Origin of the sequence: Branchiibius sp. NY16-3462-2, assembly GCF_001594145.1 — a bacterium.
In the GTDB taxonomy this organism is placed as follows: domain Bacteria; phylum Actinomycetota; class Actinomycetes; order Actinomycetales; family Dermatophilaceae; genus Branchiibius.
In genome coordinates this window covers 140,730-162,376 of record NZ_LVCF01000046.1, presented here as the reverse complement: position 1 = coordinate 162,376, position 21,647 = coordinate 140,730, and the positions used below count along the sequence as shown (strand labels likewise).

Below are 21,647 nucleotides of genomic sequence, written 5' to 3'. Positions count from 1 at the left end.
CGCCGACCGTTCTACGCTTTCGGCGTGACACGGGTGCGCGGCGTCGACGCCCTGCGTGGGATCGGCGCCTTCGCAGTCTTTGTGTGTCACCTCAACCAGTACTGGTCGTTCCTTCACCTGCCCGGCAAGCTCCCGCAGCTATCAGCGCTGGCGGCGCACGGGGTCGATCTCTTCATCGTGATTTCCGGCTTCTGCCTGGCGCTACCGCTGACGCGAGGGCAACCAGCCGTCGACGCGGTGCCGTTCTGGAAGCGGCGGGCGCTGCGGATCCTGCCGTCCTACTATGTCGCGCTGTTGGCTGCCTTCCTGCTTGCCGTGCTGCCCGCGACCTGGCATCTGCTGGTCCGGTCGCCGGCCACCGGTGGCGACCTCGCGGCGTACGCCTTCTTCATCCAACCGTGGATTCCGAGCACCACCGGGGCGATCAACGGTTCGCTCTGGAGCGTTTCGTTGGAGGTCCATCTCTATCTGGTGTTCCCCCTGCTGGTGCTGTGGTGGCGCCGGTGGGGTCTGTGGTCGCTCCTGGTGGCCAGTTGCGTGCTGAGCGTCGTGTGGTCAGCGCTCGGTCCGCTGGCTCCGGGCACGGCACTTGGCTACTCCTTCACGCTGCCGGACCGGCTCATCCAGTTCGTGGCGGGGATGTGTTGCGCGGTGATCTACCAGCACCGCAGCGCGATCGACCGGCGATGGCTCGTCGCGGCGCTCGCGGTCGGCCTCGTCATGGCAGCGGGAGTGGACACCGCCGACATTGGCCTCGGGCAAGCGGTGGTCTGGGCGTTTCCTTGCGCCGCAGCGGTCCTGCTCTTCACCGGACCGGTCGGTGACTGGTTCGCCGAAACGCCGCTGGATGGCTTCGGCCTGCGCTCCTACAGCTTCTATCTGGTCCACCAGCCGGTCATCCAGGTCGCCGCCCCTGCCGTCGCGCTCCTGCCGGACGCATGGCCAGTCTACTGGATCCTCGGCGGCGGGTTGGTGCTGCTGGCGACCAGTCTGGTGGCGCGGGTGCTCTATCGCTGCGTAGAGCAGCCCTCCCACGCCCTCAGCCGCCAGGTACGGGGCGGCAGGACGACGTGAACGCCGTGGGAGGATGGCCGCCGTGACTGCGACGTTGATGGACGGCAAGGCGACGCTGAAGACGATCAAGGGTGAGCTGACCCAGCGGGTGGCAGCCCTGCGCGAGAAGGGCGTCGTGCCGGGTCTGGGCACGGTCCTGGTCGGTGACGATCCGGGTTCCCACTGGTACGTCGGTGCCAAGCACCGCGACTGTGCCCAGGTGGGCATCACCTCCATCCGCCGTGACCTGCCCGCCACCGCGACCCAGACGGAAGTCGAAGCCGTCATCGACGAGCTCAACGCCGACCCGGCGTGCACCGGCTTCCTGGTCCAACAGCCCACGGGGCTGGACGAATTCGCGTTGCTCTCGCGGGTGGACCCGGCCAAGGACGTCGACGGGTTGCACCCGTACAACCTGGGCAAACTGGTGCTGGGGGAGAGCGGGCCGCTGCCCTGCACACCGATGGGCGTCATCGAGTTGCTGCGCCGGTACGACGTGCCGATCGCCGGCGCCGACGTCACCGTGGTCGGGCGTGGGCTGACCGTCGGTCGCCCGCTCGGCCTCCTGCTGACCCGGCGCTCGGAGAACGCGACGGTCACCTTGTGTCACACCGGCACCCGGGACCTGGCCCGGCACGTGCGCGACGCGGACATCGTGGTGGCCGCGGCCGGCGTGCCCGGCTTGATCACCGCCGACATGGTCAAACCCGGTGCGGCGCTGCTGGACGTCGGGGTCTCCCGTGTCGAGGGCAAGGTCGCCGGTGACATCGCGCCGGACGCGATGGAGGTGGCCGGGTATTTCTCGCCCAACCCCGGCGGCGTCGGGCCGATGACCCGCGCGCAGCTGCTGGTCAACGTCGTCGAGGCTGCGGAACGGGCGCTGGAGTGAATGCTGCCCGGCTGGGTTCGGCGTGGTGGGCGCTGGCCGTGCTGTGCGCCGCCGGACTGGTGATGATCGTCGCCGATTCTGTCCGCATGGGTGGCTACGTCATCGGTTCGGCCCTGCTGGCCGCCGCCGCCGTGCGCGCGCTGGTCCCGTCGTCGAAGACCCCGGGGCTGGCCATCCGGCACCGGGTGATCGATGTCTGCCTGTACGGCGGCCTGGGCCTGGCGACGATCCTGATCTTCGCGGTGGTCGTGCTGTGAGCGCTCTGGCGTGAGCGAACGAAGAGGCGCCGGTCCCTGCGGACCGGCGCCTCTCGACGTACGTGATGGATCAGACCAAGCGGCTCAGATGAGGCCCAGACCCTTGACGGCGTCGCGCTCCTCGGCCAACTCGGCCACCGAAGCATCGATCTTGCCGCGGGAGAAGTCGTTGATCTCCAGGCCCTGGACGATCTCCCACTCGCCGTCCTTGACGGTCACGGGGAAGGAGGAGATCAGACCCTCGGCCACGCCGTACGAGCCATCGGACTTGACGGCCATGGACACCCAGTCGCCATCGGGCGTGCCCTGGGCCCAGGTGCGGGCGTGGTCGATGGTCGCCGAGGCGGCCGATGCCGCGGAGGAGGCACCGCGGGCGTCGATGATCGCCGCGCCGCGCTTGGCGACGGTCGGGATGTAGGTGTTCTCCAGCCACTCCTGGTCGTTGATCAGGTCGGCTGCGATCTGGCCCTTGACCTCGGTGTGGAACAAGTCGGGGTACTGCGTGGCGGAGTGGTTGCCCCAGATCGTCATCTTCTTGATGTCGGTCACGGCCGCACCGGTCTTGGCGGCGAGCTGGCTGATCGCCCGGTTGTGGTCCAGGCGGGTCAGCGCGGAGAACCGCGACGCGGGGATGTCGGGGGCGTTGCTCTGGGCGATCAGGGCGTTGGTGTTGGCCGGGTTGCCGGTCACCACCACGCGGATGTCGTCAGCGGCAACGTCGTTGAGGGCCTTGCCCTGCGGGGCGAAGATGCCACCGTTGGCCTCCAGGAGGTCGCCGCGCTCCATGCCCGGGCCACGCGGACGCGCACCGACCAGCAGGGCGAAGTTCACGCCGTCGAAGACCTTGGCCGGGTCGTCACCGATCTGGACACCAGCCAGCGTGGGGAAGGCGCAGTCGTCCAGTTCCATGACGACACCCTCAAGCGCCTTCAGGGCCGGGGTGATCTCCAGCAGGCGCAACTCGACGGGAGTGTCCGGACCGAACAGTGAACCACTGGCGATGCGGAACAACAGGCTGTAGCCGATCTGACCGGCGGCACCGGTCACGGCCACCTTGACAGGCGTGCTCATGGGAATCCCCTCGGGGCGGAAACGATGCTTACGTCGCGACGCTAGCAGGGTCGCTGGATCAGGCGACGGTCAGGTTCCCGGAGGTGGCGGTGGGGGTGCCAAGCGTCCAGCAGAGTGATAACACGCAGGTCCGTACGATGCTCGTAAGGACGAAGCGGTAGGAGATATCGAACGTCACGCAGAATTTGGTGACGCTCTTGCCAGTCGGCACCGCAGGTAGCGTCCCCGTCACGGTGCCCACGAGTAGCAGGTTGCCCGATGTCGATCCGTTGAGCGACGCAGACGTGCCGTCGCTGTAAGTGACTGCGTAGGTCGCAGTGGTGTCGCCTGCATTGACCAGTCCGAAGAGAGCGGACAGCGCGCCGCACCCGGAGTTGGTCACGTTCATGGTGAAGGTGTACGAAGTGTCTGACCGCGACCAGTTCGAGCCAAGGTTGAATCCCACGAGGCATTGGCAGGGTGAAACGACGCTGGCTGCCTGCACGGGCGCTACCGCGCCGACCAGCAGGACAGGGGTCGTCCACGCCGCGCCCTTCGCCAGGGTGCGACGATTGATCGTCGGCGGCCCGGCGCCGGGTGGCCCGTCGTTTTCGCGCGTCATGGTGATCTCCCTCCCTCGCGGCAGCATATTGGCTGGTCACGTCCGGGCGATATAGCAAAGGCGAACGGGGTGCCCCGGGCGACGGCCGCCGGTGGTGCCGTTAGCCTGGTAGGGACGGTGTACCCACCAGGTAGGAGCGACTTACATATGTCCGGATCGGACAAGATCAAGGTCAAGAACCCGGTCGTCGAACTCGACGGCGACGAGATGACGCGCATTATTTGGCAGTTCATCAAGGACCGGTTGATCCATCCCTACCTGGACATCGACCTGAAGTATTACGACCTGGGCATCGAGGCGCGGGACGCCACCGACGACCAGATCACGATCGACGCAGCCAACGCGATCAAGCAATACGGCGTCGGCGTGAAGTGCGCGACCATCACGCCGGACGAGGCGCGCGTGGAGGAGTTCGGCCTGAAGGAGATGTGGAAGAGCCCCAACGGCACGATCCGCAACATCCTCGGTGGCGTCATCTTCCGCGAGCCGATCATCATCTCCAACATCCCGCGTCTGGTGCCGGGGTGGACCAAGCCGATCATCATCGGCCGGCACGCGCACGGCGACCAGTACAAAGCGCAGAACTTCAAGGTGCCCGGTGCCGGCACCGTGACTATCAGCTACAAGCCTGCCGACGGCGGCCCGGAGCAGAGCTACGAAGTCGCCGAGTACGGCGACGACGGTGGCGTGGCGATGGGCATGTACAACTTCAAGGACTCGATCACCGACTTCGCGCGCGCCTCCTTCAACTACGGTCTGCAGCGCAAGGTGCCGGTCTACCTGTCGACCAAGAACACGATCCTCAAGGCCTACGACGGCCAGTTCAAGGACATCTTCCAGAAGGTGTTCGACGAGGAGTTCAAGGCGCAGTACGACGAGTTGGGCCTGACCTACGAGCACCGCCTGATCGACGACATGGTGGCCTCAGCGCTGAAGTGGTCGGGCGGCTACCTGTGGGCCTGTAAGAACTACGACGGTGACGTCGAATCCGACATCGTGGCACAGGGATTCGGCTCCCTGGGGCTGATGACCTCCGTACTGATGACCCCCGACGGCAAGACCGTCGAGGCCGAGGCCGCCCACGGCACCGTGACCCGGCACTACCGCCAGCACCAGCAGGGCAAGGCCACCTCGACCAACCCGATCGCCTCGATCTTCGCGTGGACCCAGGGTCTGGCGCATCGCGGCAAGTTGGACGAGACGCCCGAGGTCACGAAGTTCGCCGAAACCCTGGAGCGGGTCTGCATCGAGACCGTCGAAGAGGGCAAGATGACCAAGGACCTCGCGTTGTTGGTCGGCCCGGACCAGCCGTTCCTGACCACCGAGGAGTTCCTCGCCGCGATCGACGAGAACCTGCAGAAGGCCATGAGCGCCTGACCGGCCAACTCGCAGGAGTGCGATGAAGTCGCCAGTCGGAACCATCAAGAAACGACTGGCGGACGGCATCACAGCGGGCATTGGTCGGCGCGGCTACTCCTTGGTTGGGCCGCGGTTCCACGAGGAGCAGGAGATCGACCTCAGGTCGCTCCTTGCGCGGCCCATCGAGGAACGCAAAGGAAGCTTCACCGTTCTGCAGATCGGTGCGAACGACGGAGTCGAGAACGACCCCATCCACCAGGCCGTGGTCGAGCGCCAGTGGAGTCTGTACGCGGTCGAGCCCGTGCCCGAGGTCTACGAGGCACTCGTGCGCACCTACGCGGGCAACCCCCGCGTGCACCCGATCAATGGTGCGGTGGGCGCGCACAACGGGACGGCCACCATGTACCGCGTTCGGCAGGACGGTGCGGTTGATGGGTTGCCGTTCGATCAGTTCAGCTCGTTCTCGCGCGAAGTCGTCAAGCGTCGCTGGCACTACATCCCGGATGTCCGTGACCGTATTGAAGAAGTGACCGTGCCCACCCTCACGCTCGCGGAGTTGATCGAGCGCTACGCCATCCCGGAGATCGACCTCCTGCAGATTGATGTCGAGGGGTTCGATTTCGAGATCGTCCGGATGGCGTTCGCCCTGGGGCTCACTCCTGCCATCCTGTCTTTCGAGTGGGTGAATCTCAGTCAGGCCGACATGTGGGAATGTAGGAACGCGCTCATCGACCACGGGTACCGGTGGATGCTGTGCAAGGGAGATGTGATCGCCAGCCGCGCCGCGATCCCGCTCCCGTCGTGGGTCACGGCGGATCAATCGCACTGACTAGCTGCGTGCGTCGTCCAGCGCTTCGGCGAATCGTGCGCCCTGGCTCTGCCATGTCGGCAGGTCATCCGCAACGTACGCCGAGTGGCCGCTTGCCGTGAGTGCCGTACGGACCGCGTCGGCAAAGTCCGGTCCTTGCGCGACGGTCACTTCAGGCCGGTCCCGGAAGCCCGCGATCGGCGTACTGACGATGGGTCGTCCGACGGCCAGGTATTCGTAGAGCTTGATCGGGTCGAGTGACTCAGTGAAGGCATTGACCAGATGCGGTGCGATGAGCACAGAGGCGTGCTGCACATAACCGGGTAGTTGGGCGTACGGGCGAGCGCCGAGCAGCACTACGCCGGCATCACGTAACGTTGAAGTCGACTGTGGCGTCAGCGCATTCGGCCCCAGGAGTGTCACGGTGGTCGAGCCAGCAAGGGCTGTGGCGGTAGCCGCCACCAGGGGCACGTCCAGGCGGTCCTCGTGCAGGGTGCCGACATAGAGCACAGCGACGTCCGGTAGATCGGTAGGGCGGTCCCGGGGTGTTCGCCAGTGGTCGAGGTCAACTCCGTTGGTGATCAACGACCTCGGGCTGCTGCCGGTCTTCGTCCCCAACAGGTCGGGGGAGCAGACCGTCACCTGCGCTGACCGGTTCAGAAGGTAGTCCTCGTCGGCCACGAGGCGGGCGTGCTCGGCCGGGGTGCGCTGCGCCGCCAGCCAGTCGTCGGTGATGTCGTAGACCGACGGCCATCCGGTCCGGCGCGCGACGGACGCGCCACGCGGATCGTTCACCCACAGCACTGGATGCGTGAAGCCGATCCGTGCAGCGGCGCGCTGGACATGGCAGGCCCAGCGCGCGTCGTACGTCGGATCGAGTCTGCGTGGCAGGAACTTCGTTGCGCTCCAACGCCATACGCGGTCGGCATAACGCGACTCGCCAGGCCCGAGGTTCGAGAGCCGATGGCCAGGTCTCGGGCGGTGCCGTCGGACCAGATCGTGGAGGACGTCATGATCCGGCTCTACGAAGAGCAGACGCAGCTGCGGATCCCGTTGCAGCGCAACGGTGGCGAAGTGCTGGTTGCGGCGCCACACGTCGTCCCAGGGCTCCAGGGAGACGACTACTGCCTCGGTCATCGCAGGAGGTCCTCATAGAGGTTGACGTGACGACGGGCGCATTCCTCGACGGTGAAGCGAGCACGGTAGTCGGCGCGTAGTGCTTCGCCCAGGGTGGCGCGGCGCGGGGGATCCCCGGCCAGCTCGGCCAAAAGCCTTCCGGCCGCGGCCGGATCGCCCGGCTCGTAAAGGGTTTCGGGGCTGACCGCACCGACCGTCTCCAGATGCCCGCCGCGGGCGGTGGCGATGACTGGCGTACCGGCCGCCATGGCTTCGACGACGCTGATTCCGAAGTGCTCGAAAGGAGATGTGGCCAGGAAGATCGACGATCGGGCCATCAGGGTGCGCACGTCGGTGCGATAGCCCAGGACCTCGACAGCTGGGTCCGCCGGGTCACGAAGGGCGGCTTCCTCGGCGCCGCGACCTGCGATCAGCAGGCGCCACCCGCGGTCGGCCAGTCCGGAGCGACGGAACGCCTCAACCCCGACAGCAGTGGCCTTCTCGGCGTCGAGTCGCTGGGCGATCAGGACAGTCCTGGTGCGATCGTGGTCGGGTGGCGGCGCGGTGACACCGGGATGGATCACGGCGCTGGGGGTGTGGATTGCTTCGGCGACTGCGTCGCTGACCGACACCTGGCTCGCGACTCGGTCGAGCAATCGGTAGGGCCGCTCCCACCGGCCACCCTGCCCGCGGACCTCGGCGAAGTGTCGGGTGCTCACCAGAGGGACTCGCAACCAGGGGGAAGCGGCAAGGACACCGCATTCGGCGGCGGTCATGTGGCTGTGGACCAGGTCGGGATGCCACCGATGCAGCCGTGCTGACTGCCGGGCGACATCCCGGACAGTCGTTGCCGGATAGTGCGCAATTCCGTTGGCCAGCAGTGGTTCTGCCATTCGTTCCGGATCACCGCCGATGACGCGGACGTCGATGTCCAGTTCGGCCAGGGCAGGCGCGAGGGCAAGGATGTGTGCCTCGACCCCGGCGAACCCGTCGGAGCGCACCACGTGGGCGACCTTCATCAGATGGCCGCTGTCGGGTGCACCGGCGAGGCCTGTTGGTGAAGCTCGGCGAGCAGGGCAAGGTAGCGTTCCGCAACGACGCTCCAGTCGTGAGGAGCGGCGGCGTCCACCGCTGCCTGTTGGGCTGCTGCAGCGTCGAGTCGCTGGGCGGCCCGGATCGCGGCGGTGACGTCCTGAACGGTTCGTTCGACGAGGAAGCCGTTGACGCCCGGGTCGATGAGCTCGGTCGCCGCGCCCACCCTGGTGTGAATGGCGGGTACCCCGCAGGCAAGGGCCTCCAACAGGATGAGGCTGAAGGACTCATAGCTGCTTGGTAGCGCAAGGACGTCCGAGGCCCACAGCGCTGCTCGTGAGTCCGGTTGCACCCCGACGAAGATCACCCGGTCATCGACGGCGAGGGAGCGACACTGTCGGCGCGCGTGAGAGATGTCTTCCTGTCGTCCTCCCACCACCAGCACCTGCACCTCGGCTGGCAGAGCGGGCAAGGCATCGATGATGAACCGCAGGCCCTTCCGGCCGAACTCGTGCCCTACGAAGCTCACGACGAACGCATCCGGCGATAGCCCGAATTGGTCACGGGCACAGGAGCGTTCGACGTCGGTGGGAGCGCGGTAGAACGTCGTGTCAACGCCGTTGCCGATCACGGCGGTTCGCAGGCGCGAACGCGGATACAAGCGATGGAAGGTGGCCTGCTCCTGAGCGCTCAGGTGGACCACGACGCGGTGGGCCCGGGAGTAGGAGAAGCGCCACCAGTCACGTGCTTGCGTGAACAGATGCAGGGGGTTGCGGATCAGTCGAAGAGTGGGGTGACCGCGCGATGCCATGGCAGCCCGCAACAACCCGTGATTGACGTAGATCTCACCGGCGAGAAGGTCGTTGTGGCAGATCGTTGACTCCTGCGGATGCTGGCGCAGGACGCGGCGCGCGCGATACGAGCCGACCGAGGAGAAATAGATGACCTCACGTGCATGGTCGAGATGTCGCACCAGCGCAGAGCGTCCGGGCAGCGGGCGGAACGGTGTGTCGGCGAGGGTGAACTCCTCTACGTCGATTCCCGCCCGGCGGAACGCACCGGCCAACCCAGCCGCGACCGCACCGACACCCGTGCCTTCACCGATGCGTGGAGCCAGTTGGCGCACCGATCTCATGCGGGGATCTTCTCGGTCCGCCGATGCGCGGGGCGTGCGGACTCGATCGGGTGCTCCCAGCGCTGTGCCCCGAGGCAGATACCCACCAGCAACCACGGCAACGAGGCCGTGACGGCGAGCCAGAACATATCGAGTTGACCCCGGAGCAGGTGCGCGACGAGGACCGCGATCGCCAGGGCGCTGTAGCGACGCGGAACCTGCGCCAGGACCCACAGAGCACCCGCGAACAACAGGACGTAGGCCGCAACGCCGATGATGCCGGCACTGGTCAGCATCTCGGTGAAGCCGTTCGGGGGAGCGATGATGCCGGGGAAGTCGGGGCGGTACCACCATCTCAAACCCTGACCGAACCACGGGTTGAGCTGCCAGATCTGGATCGAGGTATTCCACGACGAGATGCGGATGTTCGCCGAGGAGAAGTCGCTCGGATCGGCGAGCTGCTGTTGGGTCGCCCACCAGATGAAGGCCGCCACCGGGATTGCCAGCACCACGATCACGGTGGAGCGCCGCTGCTCCTTAGGGCGCATCCAGAGCAGCACCAGAATCCCGGCCATGAGCGCCACGATGGCCTGCCGGGCCTGGGTAAAGAGCAGGCCGATCACCAGCACGGTGAACGTCAGGCGCAGCACGTTGGTCTTGATCGGCAGCCACATGGGCCGGGCGTAGGCCAGCAGAGCCAGGAAGGCCAGGATCGTCCCGGAGAGGTTCTTGTGCATGGGGAACGGCCCCGCAAGGTACACGGCGCTGTAGTCGCCACGGGAGAACTGGACCAGCCCCTGCCCGATCACGCCCACCGCGATCAGCACCCCGCAGGTCAGGAGCACCTTGCACGCCGCCGTCGCTCGACCGGACGCGGCGAGCGTCCACCCCACGACCAACGCACCGGCCGACAGCATCAGCTCATGGCCCCACTCGATGAAGTTCGCGCGGTAGGGGGTCGCGATCAACGTGATCGTCAGGGCTGCCTGGTATCCGACGCACAGCCACAACAGGGCCCGCATGGCGGGCGGGTAGGGCCGCGGACCGGACAGGAGAGCGGCGAGGGCGCACACGGCGATCGCGAAGTCGGAGATGGCAAGGTCGGTACCCGCGACAGAAATGCGCATGACCATCAAGAACGCCGGGCAACATACGAGCGCCAGCAGGCCCGCGTCGTACACGCCGATCAGGAAGACCAGCAGGCCCGCGGTGAGGCCGATCACCAGGGTGGGTCGCTGGTTGACGTGCAGGCCCGCGAGCACGGCCACCGCGACGGCGAGGATCGCCGCGGCAACACCGCCCGCGCGGTCCCTCACGAACGTCGTCATTCCGCTCCCTGCGAAAGTGTCTTCTCCAGCGCCACCGGGCCGCGCAGATAACGTCCCGCGCGAGCCAAGTGCCCTCGTGCGCCGGAGGGCTGAAGCGCCCACCGGCCTGCGGCGCCCACGATGACACCGGCCCGGGTCACTGTCCAACCCAGGGCACCGAAGTGTTTGCGGGAGAACCGTTCGTGCCCGGCGGCGAAGTGGATTTCGCGCCGTGACTCGTCGGTGCTGGTGGCCGCCGCCTCATGGGTGCCGGACAGATCGGTCGCCAGCAGATGTCGCCAGCCCATCAGCCGGGCGCGGTAGGCCCAATCGGTCTCCTCGGCGTACAGGAAGAACGCGTCGTCAAAGCCGCCGACCTGCTCAAGCGCTTCAGCGCGCAGCATCAGGATGGATCCGATGCCGAACCCGGGTCGCGACCACCGACCCAGGCCGAGCGCCGCGCGCCAACTCTCGGCAGGAGTCGGGAACGGCCACATCACTCGCGCCGGCCGGCCGCCGTCGTCGGTCTGGGGGGCGGCGACCGACGCCGCGTCCGGGGCCGCGCGCAGTTGCGCATGCATCCGGGCGATCGCCTCGTTGCTGATGGCGGCATCGGGGTTGAGGAGCAGAACGTCCGCGGGTTCGTCGAAGCTGGCCAGCGCCAGGTTCACCCCGGCGCCGAAACCGGCGTTGCCGCCCGCATCCAGGTACGCCGCGCCATGACGTTGCGCCACAGCGCGCACCTCAGCGTCGGCGGAGTTGTCGACCACGGTGACCGGGTAGTGCAGATCGCGCAGTGCCGTGTCGAGCAGGTCGGCGCGGTGGAAGGCCACCACGACCACGCGGACGCCGGGCGGATCGGCCAGGGGTTCGTGGGTCGCAGTGCCGTACAGCGTGCGCAACTGGGAGCCCACCCGGTCCCACGTCATGGCGGCGGCGCGGCTCGCGCCCGCAGCGCCCAGGCGCTGACGGTGTTCCACGTCCGCTCCGAGTGCCGCCAGCGCCACTCCGAGCGCTGTCGCGTCCCCCGCGGGCACGATGACACCACCGTCACCGACGACCTCCGGAAGCGCGCCGGAGTCGGTCGCCACGATCGGCGCGCCGCACGCCATGCCCTCGACCGCGACGCGGCAGAACTGCTCGATCCAGGACGGGGTGATCAGCGAGGGGATCGCCAGGATGTCGATGGAGCGATAGAAGTCAGCAAGCTCGGTACCGGACAGGGAGCCGATAAACGTCACCCGTTCCGAGATGCCCAATTGCGCTGCCAGTGCGCGTAATTCGTCTTCCTGAGGTCCGGTTCCGCAGATCTCCAGGCGCAACTGCGGATGCGGCTGGAGCGCCTCCAGCAGCGTGGCGATGCCCTTGAGCGGGACCAGCCGACCGACGTACCCGATCCGTATCGCCGATGGCAGCCCGCCCGGACGCGCTGCGGGCCCGGGGTGGAAGACAGCCGGATCGAAGCCGAGCGGTATCACCGTGGGGCGGCCCGGGAACCCCTTTCGCTGCATGATCCGGCCTGCAGCCCGGCTGCAGGGGTAGGCCCCCGAGGCATGGCGCAGGATCGATCGTTCGAACCAGCGGAAGGGGATGGGGTAGCGCTTGGGAATGTTCTGTGCCGAATAGATGACGTACGGCGCGGGGCAGCGACGCAGCCAGCGCAGCACCAGTAATTCGGCGGTGGCCAGCGCGAACGGTTCCTCGTGCACATCCAGCACGTCCCAGCGCTGACTGCCCAGGGCGCGCCACAGCGCGCGGGGGTCGTACACGAACAACGCCGGGTGGCTACCCCAGGTGCGGACTCCGGTGAGGTTCTCATCCGCCCGGTCCGCCGCGGACAACTCGACGACGCGGCCGACGGGGTTCCATCGTCGTGCGCAGAGCAGATGAACCGAGTTTCCCGACGATCGCAGCGCTTCGTCGCGACCTCGCCAGGCGGCGACCACGCCACTGTGGGAGAGGCGCAGGATTCGCACGCGGGGTTCCTCGGGGGATATGGGCGATGGTGGTCCAGGTGGTCTGATTCTGGTTCGAGGACCAACCTGGGGAACACTATCGCTGAACGAGAACGGGAAAGGGGGCTGGATCATGACCTCGACGCGACAACTGCGAGTCGCCATGATCAGCCACTGCGTTCTGCCCAGCGGCGCCGAGTTGGGCATGGCGCGTCTCGCCCGGTCTTTGCGGCAGGACGTGGAGGTTGTTTTCGTCTTCTTCGAGCATGGTCCGCTGGCCGAGACCCTGACGGGGGAGGGCTTTGAGGTCGTGGTGGTACCTCTGGACAGCCAGGTGAATGCCACCAATCGGCACCAGGCACTCAGCCCGCGGTCCCTGGGTCGCCAGGTCCTCGCGCTCCCGGCCTTCCAACGTCGCCTGCGTCGGGAATTGAAAGCGCTGGATGTCGATCTGGTGCATACGCAATCGCTGAAGAGCCATGTCCTCGCCTCGGCGGCGGTCAAATCACTGCGGCTGCCGCTGGTGTGGCATCTGCACGACCGGATCGCGGAGGACTACCTGCCCGGTGCGTGGGTGAAGGCGCTGCAACGGGCCGCCCGGCGGGTGCCCGATGCCGTGGTCGCGAACTCCGCCGCGACAGCAGAGACAGTGCCCGGTGCGCCCATCACCGTGATCCCGCCGGCCCTCGAACCGGCCGCGCTGCGCCGTGCTGAACGTGACGTTGATGATGCGGCCCCGGTCATCGGCATGCTCGGGCGGATCAGCGACACCAAGGGTCAGCATGTTCTGCTCGCCGCGGCACCGCGGATCCTGGAACAGTTCCCTGCCGCAAGATTCCGCATCGTGGGCGCCACGATGTTCGGTCAGGACACGTACGCCGCGAGGTTGCGCGCGCAGATCGAACAGGCTGATCTTACCGGGCACGTGGAACTCACCGGCCACGTCGACGATCCGTACGCCGAGATGGACACCTGGTCGGTGTTCGTGCATGCATCGCCCGTCCCGGAGCCGTTCGGTCAGGTCGTCACCGAGGCGATGGCGCGCCGCGTGCCGGTCGTGGCGACTGCCGGTGGCGGGGTCACCGATGTCGTGCAGCCCGCTGCGGGACAGTCCTACGGTCTGCTCGTGCCCGGCGGTGACCCGGGTGCTCTGGCCCGGGCCGTGACGGGTGTCCTGGCCAATCCGGCGACGGCCGCTGATCGGGCGGAGCGTGCTTATGAGTACGTGGCCGAACGCTACGACCTGGCCGAGTCGGCGCGTCAGACGACCGTGTTGTGGAAACGACTGATCCCCGGGCACGCTGCGCGACCCCCGTTGGCGCTGGCCCACGACTACCTGACCCAGCGCGGCGGCGCCGAGCGTGTGGTGCGCGCGATGTGCGACCTCTTCCCGGACGCCACCTTGAAGACCCTGATGTACGAGCCTGCGGCGACCTTCGCGTCCTTTGCCGAGGTCGACATCCACACCAGCTGGCTGAACCGTGTGGGTTGGTTGCGACGGCACTACCGGGCGGCCATACCGATCCTGGCGATCGCGGCCTCGAGCAGTTCGGTGAGCGGCGACGTGGTCCTGGTGTCCAGCAGCGGATGGGCACACGGCATGCGGGTCAACGGCCGCAAGGTCGTCTACTGTCACTCGCCGGCCCGGTGGCTGTACAAGACCCGCGAATACCTGGGCGAGAACTGGTGGTTGACGCCCAAGGGCGCAGCGCTGGCCGCGCTGCGCCCGGGTCTGCGGCGGTGGGACCGGCGGGCTGCGCGGACCGCGGACACCTACATCGTGAACTCGACGGCGGTCGCCCAGGTCGTCCGGGCGACGTACGGCATCGAGCCACTGATCATCCACCCGCCGGTCACGTTGGATCCGGCCGGGCTGCAGGAACCCATCGACGGGATCGACCCGGGGTTCGCCCTGGTGGTGTGCCGGCTGTTGCCGTACAAGAACGTCGACATGGTGGTGCGTACCTTCGCCCAGCGCGGCGATCGCTTGCTGGTGATCGGCGCCGGCCCGTTGAGGGACCAGATCGCAGCCAACCTGCCGGCCAACGTCGACCTGCGCAGTGACGTGCCCGAGGAGCAGCTGCGATGGGCGTACGCGAACGCACGCTGTTTGATCGCCGCCAGCTTCGAAGACTTCGGACTGACCCCCGTCGAGGCTGCTCAGTTCGGAACCCCCGCTGTCGCGTTGCGAAGCGGCGGTTATCTGGACACGGTCCAGGACGGCGTCAACGGACTGTTCTTTGACGCACCCGAGGTATCGGCCCTCCAGGACGGCCTGGCCCGGTTCGACACGCTCGCCTGGGACCCGGACAAGATCAGGAGCACCGCACAGCGGTTCTCCCCGGAGCAGTTCGCCCGGCAGTTAGGTGAAGTACTCGGCTCCCACCTCGTGGCACACTTGCCCGAACCATCGACCACGGAGGCTGGACCCGCGTGACCATCCGCGACTTTCTGCGCATCATGCGTCAGCGCTGGCGCTGGCTGCTGGGCACTTTGCTGGTTGTCCTGGCCGTGGCCGCGGTGAGCACCCTCATGCAGCCCAAGACCTATGAGGCCAGCGCGCGGTTCTACCTGGCGGGCAGCAACGGGCAGGGAACTCCGGTGCAGCGCGACGACCTCGCAACCTACGCCCAGGTGGTCTCGGCCCCCGCGGTGCAGAAGGTCATTCGCCAACAGGCGAAGCTCGGTCCGTCGGTGCCGGTCACCGTCAGTGCCACCTTGTCCGACACCGCCAACATCATGACCGCTACCGCCAGCTCCGGAAGCGCGCAGGAGGCGGCGGCGATCGCAAACGCGACCGGACCGGCACTTGCTGCCGTGGCACCCCAGTTCTCCCAGTTGTTGTCGGGAGCCGGGTCCGTGACCAGCACTGCGGTGCAGCCGGCCGAGGTGCCTGCTTCACCCGCATCTCCTGATCTCAAGAAGGCGCTCGAGCTCGCCCTGGCGGTCGGCCTGCTCCTGGGCGTCGCGATGGCGCTGCTTCGACACTTCATGGACAACCGGGTTCGCACGGTCGAGGATCTGGAAACCCTGGTGCAGCGGCCGGTCCTGAGCATCGTGCCGCGGGTAGGCGGCGGTCACCGGGTGGTGGATACCTCTGACCACCCGTCCGGTGCGATGGTCGAGGCGATGCGCCGACTGCGAACCAACGTGAAGTTCGTGAATGTGACCAACGATGTGCCGGCGGTTGTGGTGACCTCTGCCCGCCCCGGCGACGGCAAGACGACGGTGGCGGCCAACCTGGCGCTGGCCATGGCCCGCGACGGGTATCGCACGGTGCTGGTCGATGGGGATCTGCGTAAACCGGGTGTCGGATCCGCCATCGGCATCGACGGCTCGGTGGGGCTGACGAACGTGCTCGTGCACGAGGTCGGGCTCAAGGACGTGTTGGTCGAGCCCGAGCCGTCGCTGCCGCTCTTCGTGCTGCCCGCGGGTCCGGTACCACCCAACGCGAGCGAACTGCTCGGGTCATCGGCGATGCAGGGTCTGTTCCAGGAGTTGGTCGCCGAGTTCGACTTCGTCGTCTTCGACAGCCCGCCTATGCTGCCTGTGGTCGACGCTTTGGAACTGGAGAAGCTCACCGGGAATCTCATCCTGGTGGCGCGCGGTGGTCAGGTATCGCGTCGCGAACTGCAGATCACGCTCAAGGCGCTGGAGACCGTGGACGCGAACCTGTCCGGCACGGTGCTGAACTACGCCGATCACTTCAGCGATGACTACGGGTACGGCAGCAAGTACGGATACGGCGAGCAGGAGATGGCTGCCTCCGGTCGCACCCGCTCACGCCGGAGTGACAAACGCGGTTAGGCACGAACCGCCTTCGTCCAGTGAGCAAGAAGCTGGTCACCCAGCCGCCGCGGGTCGAGCGTCTCGGCAACGCGCTGCGGGAAGCCCGGCCGCTGGATACTGCGGCGGGATAGGGCCCTGAGCTGGTCCGCGAAGTCCTGCGCAGTGCCGTCCCACACGGCCGCGGCGCCATCGTTGAGCAAGAGGTCGGCACATCCCACCTGGGGACTCAGCAGAACCGGGATCCCGCGCATCGCTGCCTCCGTCGCGGCCATTCCGAACGGCTCGAACCGACTCGGCATCGCCAAGACATCGATGCTGGCCCAGAAGTCCGTCAGGTCGGGGGTCCAGCCCAGTGCGCTCAACCGCTCACCCAGGCGGACGTCGGAGAAGCCTTCGCTACCGGGGCCGGCCACGACGAGCGTCGCGTCGGTCACGGCGGCGACGGCGGGGATCAGGTCCCGGAGTCCTTTGCGCGGGTCGAGTCCACCGAGGAATCCGATGACCGGCCCGCCGGCCGGAACCGGCCGGGGCTGCGGCGCGACGGCACCCGCGTCGAGAGCCGGGTCGTAGAGGATCTCCCCACGGGCGGGGGCGCCGTACAACCGGAGGTACTCATCGCGGATGAACTCACTGCACCACAGCACGTTCGCGCCTGATCCGGTGCGGCGCAGATAGGCGTCCTCCATACGCGCGACGAGGTGGGCCTGCGCTCGCGCCAGGCGGGCGCGGCAGCCGGGTTCGTCCCCCAACGCGCCGTGTTCGATAGCGGAGCGGGACAGGTAGGACACGTGCCAGGTGTCGGCGAAACCGGTGAGTTGGGGTTGGTAGACGTGCAGCACGTCATGGGTACTGCCGCGCAGTGCGTGCCGGACCGTCGGTTCGGCTACTGCCCACTGGACGGCGTGCACGCGGGGCGGCACGAAGAGGTGACGCCACTCGACGTCGGCGCGCAGGTCTCGGTCCAGGTCGTGCGCGACCGCCGTGACCCGCCAGCCGGCTTCAAGACCGACCTGGACCGCCCACCGCGCCAGTTTGCCGATGGCCGAGTTGCCGTCGATGTTGTTGTGCACGACGGCCACGTGCGGGGTCGTCATCCGGCCACCTCGACCAGGAGTCCCGTGGCCACCAGGGCATCCAGGATCGGTTGGTCGCGGCCGTCGTCCCGCTCGAGGGCCGCCTGGCCGAGGGCTCGCAGGATCGCGTCCGCCGAGAGTCCCGGCGCCACAGTGATCTGACCGGAGACCAGGTTGGCGAGGTACACGACCAGGTCCGGCTCACGGCGTACGACCATGCCGGTGTCAACGCCCAACTGATATCCGGCGGTCATGGGCGCCGCCCTGCGTTCCGGGTCGCGGTCAGTAGCTCCCGGCCGGTCTCCCGGACCCGGCGCCATTGCGCCGCGGCCAACTCGCGGCGGCCTAGGGGCCGGCCTGCCAGAACCTCCAGGTGTTGGCGGTTGACCACGAGCGCCTGGCCGATCAGGCGCGCTCGCGCGCGAAGCCCGCGGGCGGCGTACACCCGCGCGTACCACTCAGCGGTCCGTGAGGTCGGCTCGCTCATGGCCCGCCAGAGCCGGTAACTGGGGCGGTCCCGGAACTGCTCGAGGTCGCCTTGGGTGACGGCGAACGCCGGCTCGGCGCGAAACTGGGCGACGCGACCGCGGATCTCCTGCTGTTGGGTGTGGGTGAGGTCTTGCCAGCTGCTGTCCAGATCCTCTGCCCGCGCGTGGTCACCTGCGCGAGCAGCGTTGAGTAGCAGGATGATTCGCTGATCAAGGAGCGCGGGTACGGCGCCCACGAGTCCGGCGAACGGTCGCTGCTGACGCGACGCCCAGAGCAGCTCGAAGGCCCGGGTCGGGTCGATCTCGATCCCGGGCCACCAACGGTGCACGTCGAGGTAACCCCACACCGGGTGGTGCCAGGTGGCCGCGTGCTCGAACGGCGAGCCCGAGGCGAAGTCTGTCTCGATGACCCACCCGCAGCGACGGAGTTGCTTGGCGAGGGCAGCAGTCTGCGTCGGGTCGATCAGGACGTCCACGTCGTTGCTGATCGTGTCGCGGCGCAGCGGCTCATCGAGTGCGAGGCCTTTGAGGTGCAGTATCCGGGCCGAGGCTCTGGTGGCACAGTGCTGCGCGACCGCGTGGGTGAGCTCCCGGGCAACGTCATCGGGAACCAGGACCGTCGAGTCCGTCATCGGGTACGCCGATCGCTGCCACTCAGCGCCGTGATCACCCGGGTGAGCCGCGGCCCTACCGGCCCACGTCGCCGACCGGCGAAAGCCGTTGCCCCTGCGAGGGATACGAAGGTACGCCGGGCCGCTTCGACCGGTCCTTCGGTCCGCACCGTGCGCAGCGCCGGCCGCAGCGAGCGCCTCGCGTACATCCGTAGTGGGACCGCCGCACCTGCGTGCCAGGTGGTGGCGTAACGCAGCAGGTTGCGGGCGTAGTAGTAGCCGCTCAGGTAACCGTCGGAGGACGCGGATACCTCGTGGTCCACGATGGCTTGGTCGTCGATGAGCAGTGGTACGCCGAGTTGCCGGGCCCGCTGGGACCAATCCGAATCCTCGAAATAGAGGAAGTAATCGTCGTCGAAGCCGCCGACCAGGTCCCACACGGCCGCGGTGGCGCAGATGCAGCACCCGGTGAACAACGGCACCGCCACCAGGCCATCCCTACGGGGCAGCGCTGTGAACTCCGCGTGGGTCAGATGCCGCGGGAGCAGATCGGTCGCGTCGTTCGTGACACCGAGGGACCACGGCTCGCCCGGGCGATCGGCGAAATCGATGCGGGGCGCGATCGCGGCGGCGTTGCTGCGAGCGACGTGGTCCAGCCGCGGGACCGCCCCGGCGCGCACGGTGGTGTCGTCGTTGAGGACGGTCAGGACGTCGTACCCACGCTGGCGACCCCACTGCAGACCGGCGTTCATCCCGCCAGTGAAACCCAGGTTGCGCGGCAGCACCAACAGGTCGGCGTGCGGTCGGGCTCCGGCGAATTCCACGAGCGCATCAGCAGGGGGCGAGTCAGAGGTCACGGGATTGACGACGATGAGAACGTCCGCGACCTGTGCCTGCAGGCAGGAGGTCGCACAGCGTAGGGCCCGATCCGGATCGCCGTAACTGAGGATGACGATCAGGTGACCGCGCCGATCGCTACTCATGCCGCGCGGCGTACAACGCCTCGTACTGGTCGGTCACCGTTGAGAGACTGAACCGGCGAGCCCATTCGTGAGCGGCCCTACTGAGGCTGGCGCGGCTCGGGTGGTCGCGCAGCAGCTCCACGATCGGTGTGCTGATGTCGCTCAACGCAGCCAACCGGCCGAACCGTCCCTCGTCGGTGACGAACCGAGCGCCCTCGTTGGGTGTCGCGACCACGGCTGCCCCGCCGGCCATCGCCTCGGCGTACGGAATCCCGAATCCCTCGTAATCAGAAGGCAGTACGAAGACCCACGCCCGCTGGTACAGGTCGGCCAGCTCGGCGTTGGGGATGCGCCCGAACGCCACGACGCCGGGTGGCAGGGATTCGGGCGCGTCGTCACACACCAGCCACAACTGGGCATCGGGAACGGCCATCCGCACGTGCTGGTCAAAGGCCGCGACCAGTTCCGCCCCGCGCTTGCGACCATGCCAGGTCCCCACGAACAGCACGGTGGGCCGGTCCTCGCGTCGGCTGTGCAGATCGCCTGGGGGTGCGAACAGGTCGAAGTCGACGCCGTTGGGGATGACCTGGTGTACCCATGGGTACCAGCGTCGTGCTTCCGGCGCCACGGCCACGGTGTGATCGGCGACCACCGACGCGAGCCACTCAGTGCCACCGAGCGCGACCATCCGTGCCTTCTCCTTGACCCCCTTGATGGTGAGGGCTTCGTCGAAGCACGAGCCGTGCAGCGTGCGCACATGTGAGGTCACCCGGCGACGCCACATCCAGTAGTCGTCGCCGTGGGCGTGCACCACGTCATAGTCGGTGAAGTCCTCGCGGCGTAACCGCGTCGCGAACCGGAACGTGCGTAGGGAGCCGGTCAGGGCGATCAGCCGGTGACCGTAGACAGCACCGGGTACCGGCGGGCAGGGCGAGAACACATCGACGGGGTGTCCCCGGCGGGGGAGTTCCGTCGCCAGGGAGTCCACCTGGTAGCCGATGCCCATCTTGCTGGTGCTCGGCAGGGAGTAGGAGATCATCGCGATCCGCAACGCCATCACGCCACCTCGCGGGCCGCTGCAACACCGTCGCGCAGCGCCTCCAGCCAGCCGTGGCCGAATTCCAGGTCGGGTTCCAGATAGTTACCTTCAGCCCATTCGTTCCATGACTTGACCCACAACAGGCGCTCCTCGGCGGGTCGGCCGAGGGTGCTCGACGCAGCGGCCGTGACGAGATCGCGGAACTTCTCCGGGGTGCTGCCGGTGATGACCAGACCGTCGCGGCCCGAGCGCGGGGTGTTGTCCCAGTTGGGGTAGACACACGGCATGAGGTCGTCGCGACCGCCGGACAGATAGGCCCAGTCGGAGGTGTAGGGATAGTTCTCCGGCCAGCGCAACGTCTTGCGGGTCAGGCGGTTTCGCTGTTCGGCGGCTTTCGTCACCCGGGCCGGGACGCGGATGTGCACCCCCGCATCGAAACCGTCCGCGGCGAAGTCCGAATAGACCGGATACCGCCCGAGCAGGTCGCTGACCTCGGCGACGAGGTAGAGCCCGGGCAGACCGTTGTCCTGGGCCAGGCGCTGCCACAGGTCGACGAAAAGGTGACGGTGCGGCAGTTCTTCGGGCCGGAAGATGTAGAACACCGGTTTGCCGTCGACCCGCAGGTAGCGCTCGTCACGGAAGGCCGGCAGGACCGCCTCGAAGTGCGAGCGGTAGTCGTCGGGTCCGCCGTACGTCTGCTGGATGAGCACCCGGCCCGGGTCGCCGTGCCACACCCCGGTCCACGACTGATTGGCCCAGGCCAGGCAGAACTGCACCTGCGGTGAGCCGGAGGACAGGACCTCCGCGAACGGACGTTCCAGGATCCGTCGACCGCGGCCGAACCAGTAGTGCCAATAGGCGAAGGCGCTCACGCCGTACTGCTGCGCCAGATCGCTCTGCGCCTCGCGGGCGGCCGGCGATCGCAGGTCATAGAAGCCGAGGTCGGCGGGCAGATGCGGCTGGCGATGACCGGGAAAGAGCGGCCGGGCCCTGGCGGTGTTGGTCCATTCGGTGAAACCAGCACCCCAGAACCGGTCGTTCTCCGGGACGGGGTGGAACTGAGGCAGGTAGAAGGCCACTGGGCGCACGCCGCTCACCAGACCCGCCGCCACGCCGATAGGTT

The 21,647-nt window shown here is 67.6% G+C and carries 20 protein-coding genes; 7 read left to right on the top strand and 13 right to left on the bottom strand.

What is annotated here, in order from left to right:
- Window positions 1-24: 24 nt before the first annotated feature.
- The 3 genes from AZH51_RS18085 to AZH51_RS18075 are packed head-to-tail and all read left to right on the top strand — an operon-like array spanning window position 25 to window position 2,199.
- Window positions 25-1,074, top strand: a complete 1,050-nt coding sequence (locus tag AZH51_RS18085) for an acyltransferase (protein ID WP_291526256.1) — start codon at window positions 25-27, stop codon at window positions 1,072-1,074.
- Window positions 1,075-1,096: 22 nt separating this feature from the next.
- Window positions 1,097-1,942, top strand: a complete 846-nt coding sequence (locus AZH51_RS18080) for a bifunctional methylenetetrahydrofolate dehydrogenase/methenyltetrahydrofolate cyclohydrolase (protein ID WP_291526255.1) — start codon at window positions 1,097-1,099, stop codon at window positions 1,940-1,942.
- Window positions 1,939-2,199: a DUF3017 domain-containing protein gene (locus tag AZH51_RS18075; RefSeq protein ID WP_291526254.1), complete on the top strand. Its 261-nt coding sequence runs from the start codon at window positions 1,939-1,941 to the stop codon at window positions 2,197-2,199. Before AZH51_RS18080 ends, AZH51_RS18075 begins: the two co-directional genes overlap by 4 nt.
- A gap of 84 nt (window positions 2,200-2,283) precedes the next feature.
- Here the strand turns inward: AZH51_RS18075 and AZH51_RS18070 are convergent, their stop codons facing one another.
- Together AZH51_RS18070 and AZH51_RS18065 are read right to left on the bottom strand one after the other, a co-directional pair.
- Window positions 2,284-3,270 carry a malate dehydrogenase gene (locus tag AZH51_RS18070; RefSeq protein WP_291526253.1) on the bottom strand — a complete coding sequence of 329 codons (987 nt, stop codon included), beginning with the start codon at window positions 3,268-3,270 and terminating at the stop codon, window positions 2,284-2,286.
- Between the two features lie 58 nt (window positions 3,271-3,328).
- Complete coding sequence (locus AZH51_RS18065; RefSeq protein WP_291526252.1) at window positions 3,329-3,871, bottom strand: hypothetical protein; 543 nt, start codon at window positions 3,869-3,871, stop codon at window positions 3,329-3,331.
- Between the two features lie 147 nt (window positions 3,872-4,018).
- On the opposite strand from AZH51_RS18065, the gene AZH51_RS18060 reads away from it, so the two are divergent.
- Window positions 4,019-5,248 (top strand): NADP-dependent isocitrate dehydrogenase, encoded by a 1,230-nt coding sequence (locus tag AZH51_RS18060; RefSeq protein WP_291526251.1) that lies wholly within the window; start codon window positions 4,019-4,021, stop codon window positions 5,246-5,248.
- A gap of 22 nt (window positions 5,249-5,270) precedes the next feature.
- Window positions 5,271-6,059: an FkbM family methyltransferase gene (locus AZH51_RS18055; RefSeq protein ID WP_291526250.1), complete on the top strand. Its 789-nt coding sequence runs from the start codon at window positions 5,271-5,273 to the stop codon at window positions 6,057-6,059.
- Here AZH51_RS18055 and AZH51_RS18050 read toward each other — a convergent pair whose 3' ends face one another.
- Genes AZH51_RS18050 through AZH51_RS18030 form a run of 5 tightly spaced genes read right to left on the bottom strand, consistent with a single transcriptional unit; the run spans window position 6,060 to window position 12,583 of the window.
- Complete coding sequence (locus AZH51_RS18050) at window positions 6,060-7,175, bottom strand: glycosyltransferase (protein WP_291526249.1); 1,116 nt, start codon at window positions 7,173-7,175, stop codon at window positions 6,060-6,062.
- The gene (locus tag AZH51_RS18045; RefSeq protein WP_291526248.1) at window positions 7,172-8,173 is read right to left on the bottom strand and encodes a glycosyltransferase family 4 protein; all 1,002 of its coding nucleotides are present in this window, start codon (window positions 8,171-8,173) and stop codon (window positions 7,172-7,174) included. The genes AZH51_RS18050 and AZH51_RS18045 overlap by 4 nt, the downstream gene beginning before the upstream one ends.
- A complete protein-coding gene (locus tag AZH51_RS18040) occupies window positions 8,173-9,321 on the bottom strand; it encodes a glycosyltransferase family 4 protein (RefSeq protein ID WP_291526247.1) in 1,149 nt (382 codons plus the stop codon). Before AZH51_RS18040 ends, AZH51_RS18045 begins: the two co-directional genes overlap by 1 nt.
- Window positions 9,318-10,628 (bottom strand): O-antigen ligase, encoded by a 1,311-nt coding sequence (locus tag AZH51_RS18035; protein WP_291526246.1) that lies wholly within the window; start codon window positions 10,626-10,628, stop codon window positions 9,318-9,320. The genes AZH51_RS18040 and AZH51_RS18035 overlap by 4 nt, the downstream gene beginning before the upstream one ends.
- Window positions 10,625-12,583 (bottom strand): glycosyltransferase, encoded by a 1,959-nt coding sequence (locus AZH51_RS18030; RefSeq protein WP_291526245.1) that lies wholly within the window; start codon window positions 12,581-12,583, stop codon window positions 10,625-10,627. Before AZH51_RS18030 ends, AZH51_RS18035 begins: the two co-directional genes overlap by 4 nt.
- Before the next feature lie 112 nt (window positions 12,584-12,695).
- On the opposite strand from AZH51_RS18030, the gene AZH51_RS18025 reads away from it, so the two are divergent.
- On the top strand, window positions 12,696-14,999 hold the full coding sequence (locus AZH51_RS18025; RefSeq protein ID WP_291526244.1) for a glycosyltransferase: 2,304 nt from the start codon (window positions 12,696-12,698) through the stop codon (window positions 14,997-14,999).
- The gene (locus tag AZH51_RS18020) at window positions 14,996-16,369 is read left to right on the top strand and encodes a polysaccharide biosynthesis tyrosine autokinase (RefSeq protein WP_291526243.1); all 1,374 of its coding nucleotides are present in this window, start codon (window positions 14,996-14,998) and stop codon (window positions 16,367-16,369) included. Before AZH51_RS18025 ends, AZH51_RS18020 begins: the two co-directional genes overlap by 4 nt.
- On the opposite strand, the gene AZH51_RS18015 is transcribed toward AZH51_RS18020, so the two are convergent.
- The 6 genes from AZH51_RS18015 to AZH51_RS17990 are packed head-to-tail and all read right to left on the bottom strand — an operon-like array spanning window position 16,366 to window position 21,636.
- Window positions 16,366-17,445, bottom strand: coding sequence for a glycosyltransferase family 4 protein (locus tag AZH51_RS18015; RefSeq protein ID WP_291526242.1), 1,080 nt, complete (start codon window positions 17,443-17,445; stop codon window positions 16,366-16,368). The two genes, AZH51_RS18020 and AZH51_RS18015, sit on opposite strands and share 4 nt — an antisense overlap.
- Entirely contained in the window at window positions 17,442-17,678 is a 237-nt protein-coding gene (locus tag AZH51_RS18010) for a hypothetical protein (RefSeq protein WP_291526241.1), read from the bottom strand. Before AZH51_RS18010 ends, AZH51_RS18015 begins: the two co-directional genes overlap by 4 nt.
- On the bottom strand, window positions 17,675-18,544 hold the full coding sequence (locus tag AZH51_RS18005; RefSeq protein ID WP_291526240.1) for a hypothetical protein: 870 nt from the start codon (window positions 18,542-18,544) through the stop codon (window positions 17,675-17,677). The genes AZH51_RS18010 and AZH51_RS18005 overlap by 4 nt, the downstream gene beginning before the upstream one ends.
- Window positions 18,541-19,506, bottom strand: a complete 966-nt coding sequence (locus AZH51_RS18000) for a glycosyltransferase family 2 protein (protein ID WP_291526239.1) — start codon at window positions 19,504-19,506, stop codon at window positions 18,541-18,543. Before AZH51_RS18000 ends, AZH51_RS18005 begins: the two co-directional genes overlap by 4 nt.
- Window positions 19,499-20,542 carry a glycosyltransferase family 4 protein gene (locus tag AZH51_RS17995; protein WP_291526238.1) on the bottom strand — a complete coding sequence of 348 codons (1,044 nt, stop codon included), beginning with the start codon at window positions 20,540-20,542 and terminating at the stop codon, window positions 19,499-19,501. Before AZH51_RS17995 ends, AZH51_RS18000 begins: the two co-directional genes overlap by 8 nt.
- Window positions 20,542-21,636, bottom strand: a complete 1,095-nt coding sequence (locus AZH51_RS17990; protein WP_291526237.1) for a glycoside hydrolase family 99-like domain-containing protein — start codon at window positions 21,634-21,636, stop codon at window positions 20,542-20,544. The genes AZH51_RS17995 and AZH51_RS17990 overlap by 1 nt, the downstream gene beginning before the upstream one ends.
- Between the last annotated feature and the right edge of the window lie 11 nt (window positions 21,637-21,647).

Bases quoted from the DNA above. Each gene is read 5' to 3' on its own strand.
- AZH51_RS18070 (WP_291526253.1), bottom strand. From the start codon at position 3,270: ATGAGCACGCCTGTCAAGGTGGCCGTGACCGGTGCCGCCGGTCAGATC.
- AZH51_RS18065 (WP_291526252.1), bottom strand. From the start codon at position 3,871: ATGACGCGCGAAAACGACGGGCCACCCGGCGCCGGGCCGCCGACGATC.
- AZH51_RS18060 (WP_291526251.1), top strand. From the start codon at position 4,019: ATGTCCGGATCGGACAAGATCAAGGTCAAGAACCCGGTCGTCGAACTC.
- AZH51_RS18055 (WP_291526250.1), top strand. From the start codon at position 5,271: ATGAAGTCGCCAGTCGGAACCATCAAGAAACGACTGGCGGACGGCATC.
- AZH51_RS18050 (WP_291526249.1), bottom strand. From the start codon at position 7,175: ATGACCGAGGCAGTAGTCGTCTCCCTGGAGCCCTGGGACGACGTGTGG.
- AZH51_RS18045 (WP_291526248.1), bottom strand. From the start codon at position 8,173: ATGAAGGTCGCCCACGTGGTGCGCTCCGACGGGTTCGCCGGGGTCGAG.
- AZH51_RS18040 (WP_291526247.1), bottom strand. From the start codon at position 9,321: ATGAGATCGGTGCGCCAACTGGCTCCACGCATCGGTGAAGGCACGGGT.
- AZH51_RS18035 (WP_291526246.1), bottom strand. From the start codon at position 10,628: ATGACGACGTTCGTGAGGGACCGCGCGGGCGGTGTTGCCGCGGCGATC.
- AZH51_RS18025 (WP_291526244.1), top strand. From the start codon at position 12,696: ATGACCTCGACGCGACAACTGCGAGTCGCCATGATCAGCCACTGCGTT.
- AZH51_RS18015 (WP_291526242.1), bottom strand. From the start codon at position 17,445: ATGACGACCCCGCACGTGGCCGTCGTGCACAACAACATCGACGGCAAC.
- AZH51_RS18010 (WP_291526241.1), bottom strand. From the start codon at position 17,678: ATGACCGCCGGATATCAGTTGGGCGTTGACACCGGCATGGTCGTACGC.
- AZH51_RS18005 (WP_291526240.1), bottom strand. From the start codon at position 18,544: ATGACGGACTCGACGGTCCTGGTTCCCGATGACGTTGCCCGGGAGCTC.
- AZH51_RS18000 (WP_291526239.1), bottom strand. From the start codon at position 19,506: ATGAGTAGCGATCGGCGCGGTCACCTGATCGTCATCCTCAGTTACGGC.
- AZH51_RS17995 (WP_291526238.1), bottom strand. From the start codon at position 20,542: ATGGCGTTGCGGATCGCGATGATCTCCTACTCCCTGCCGAGCACCAGC.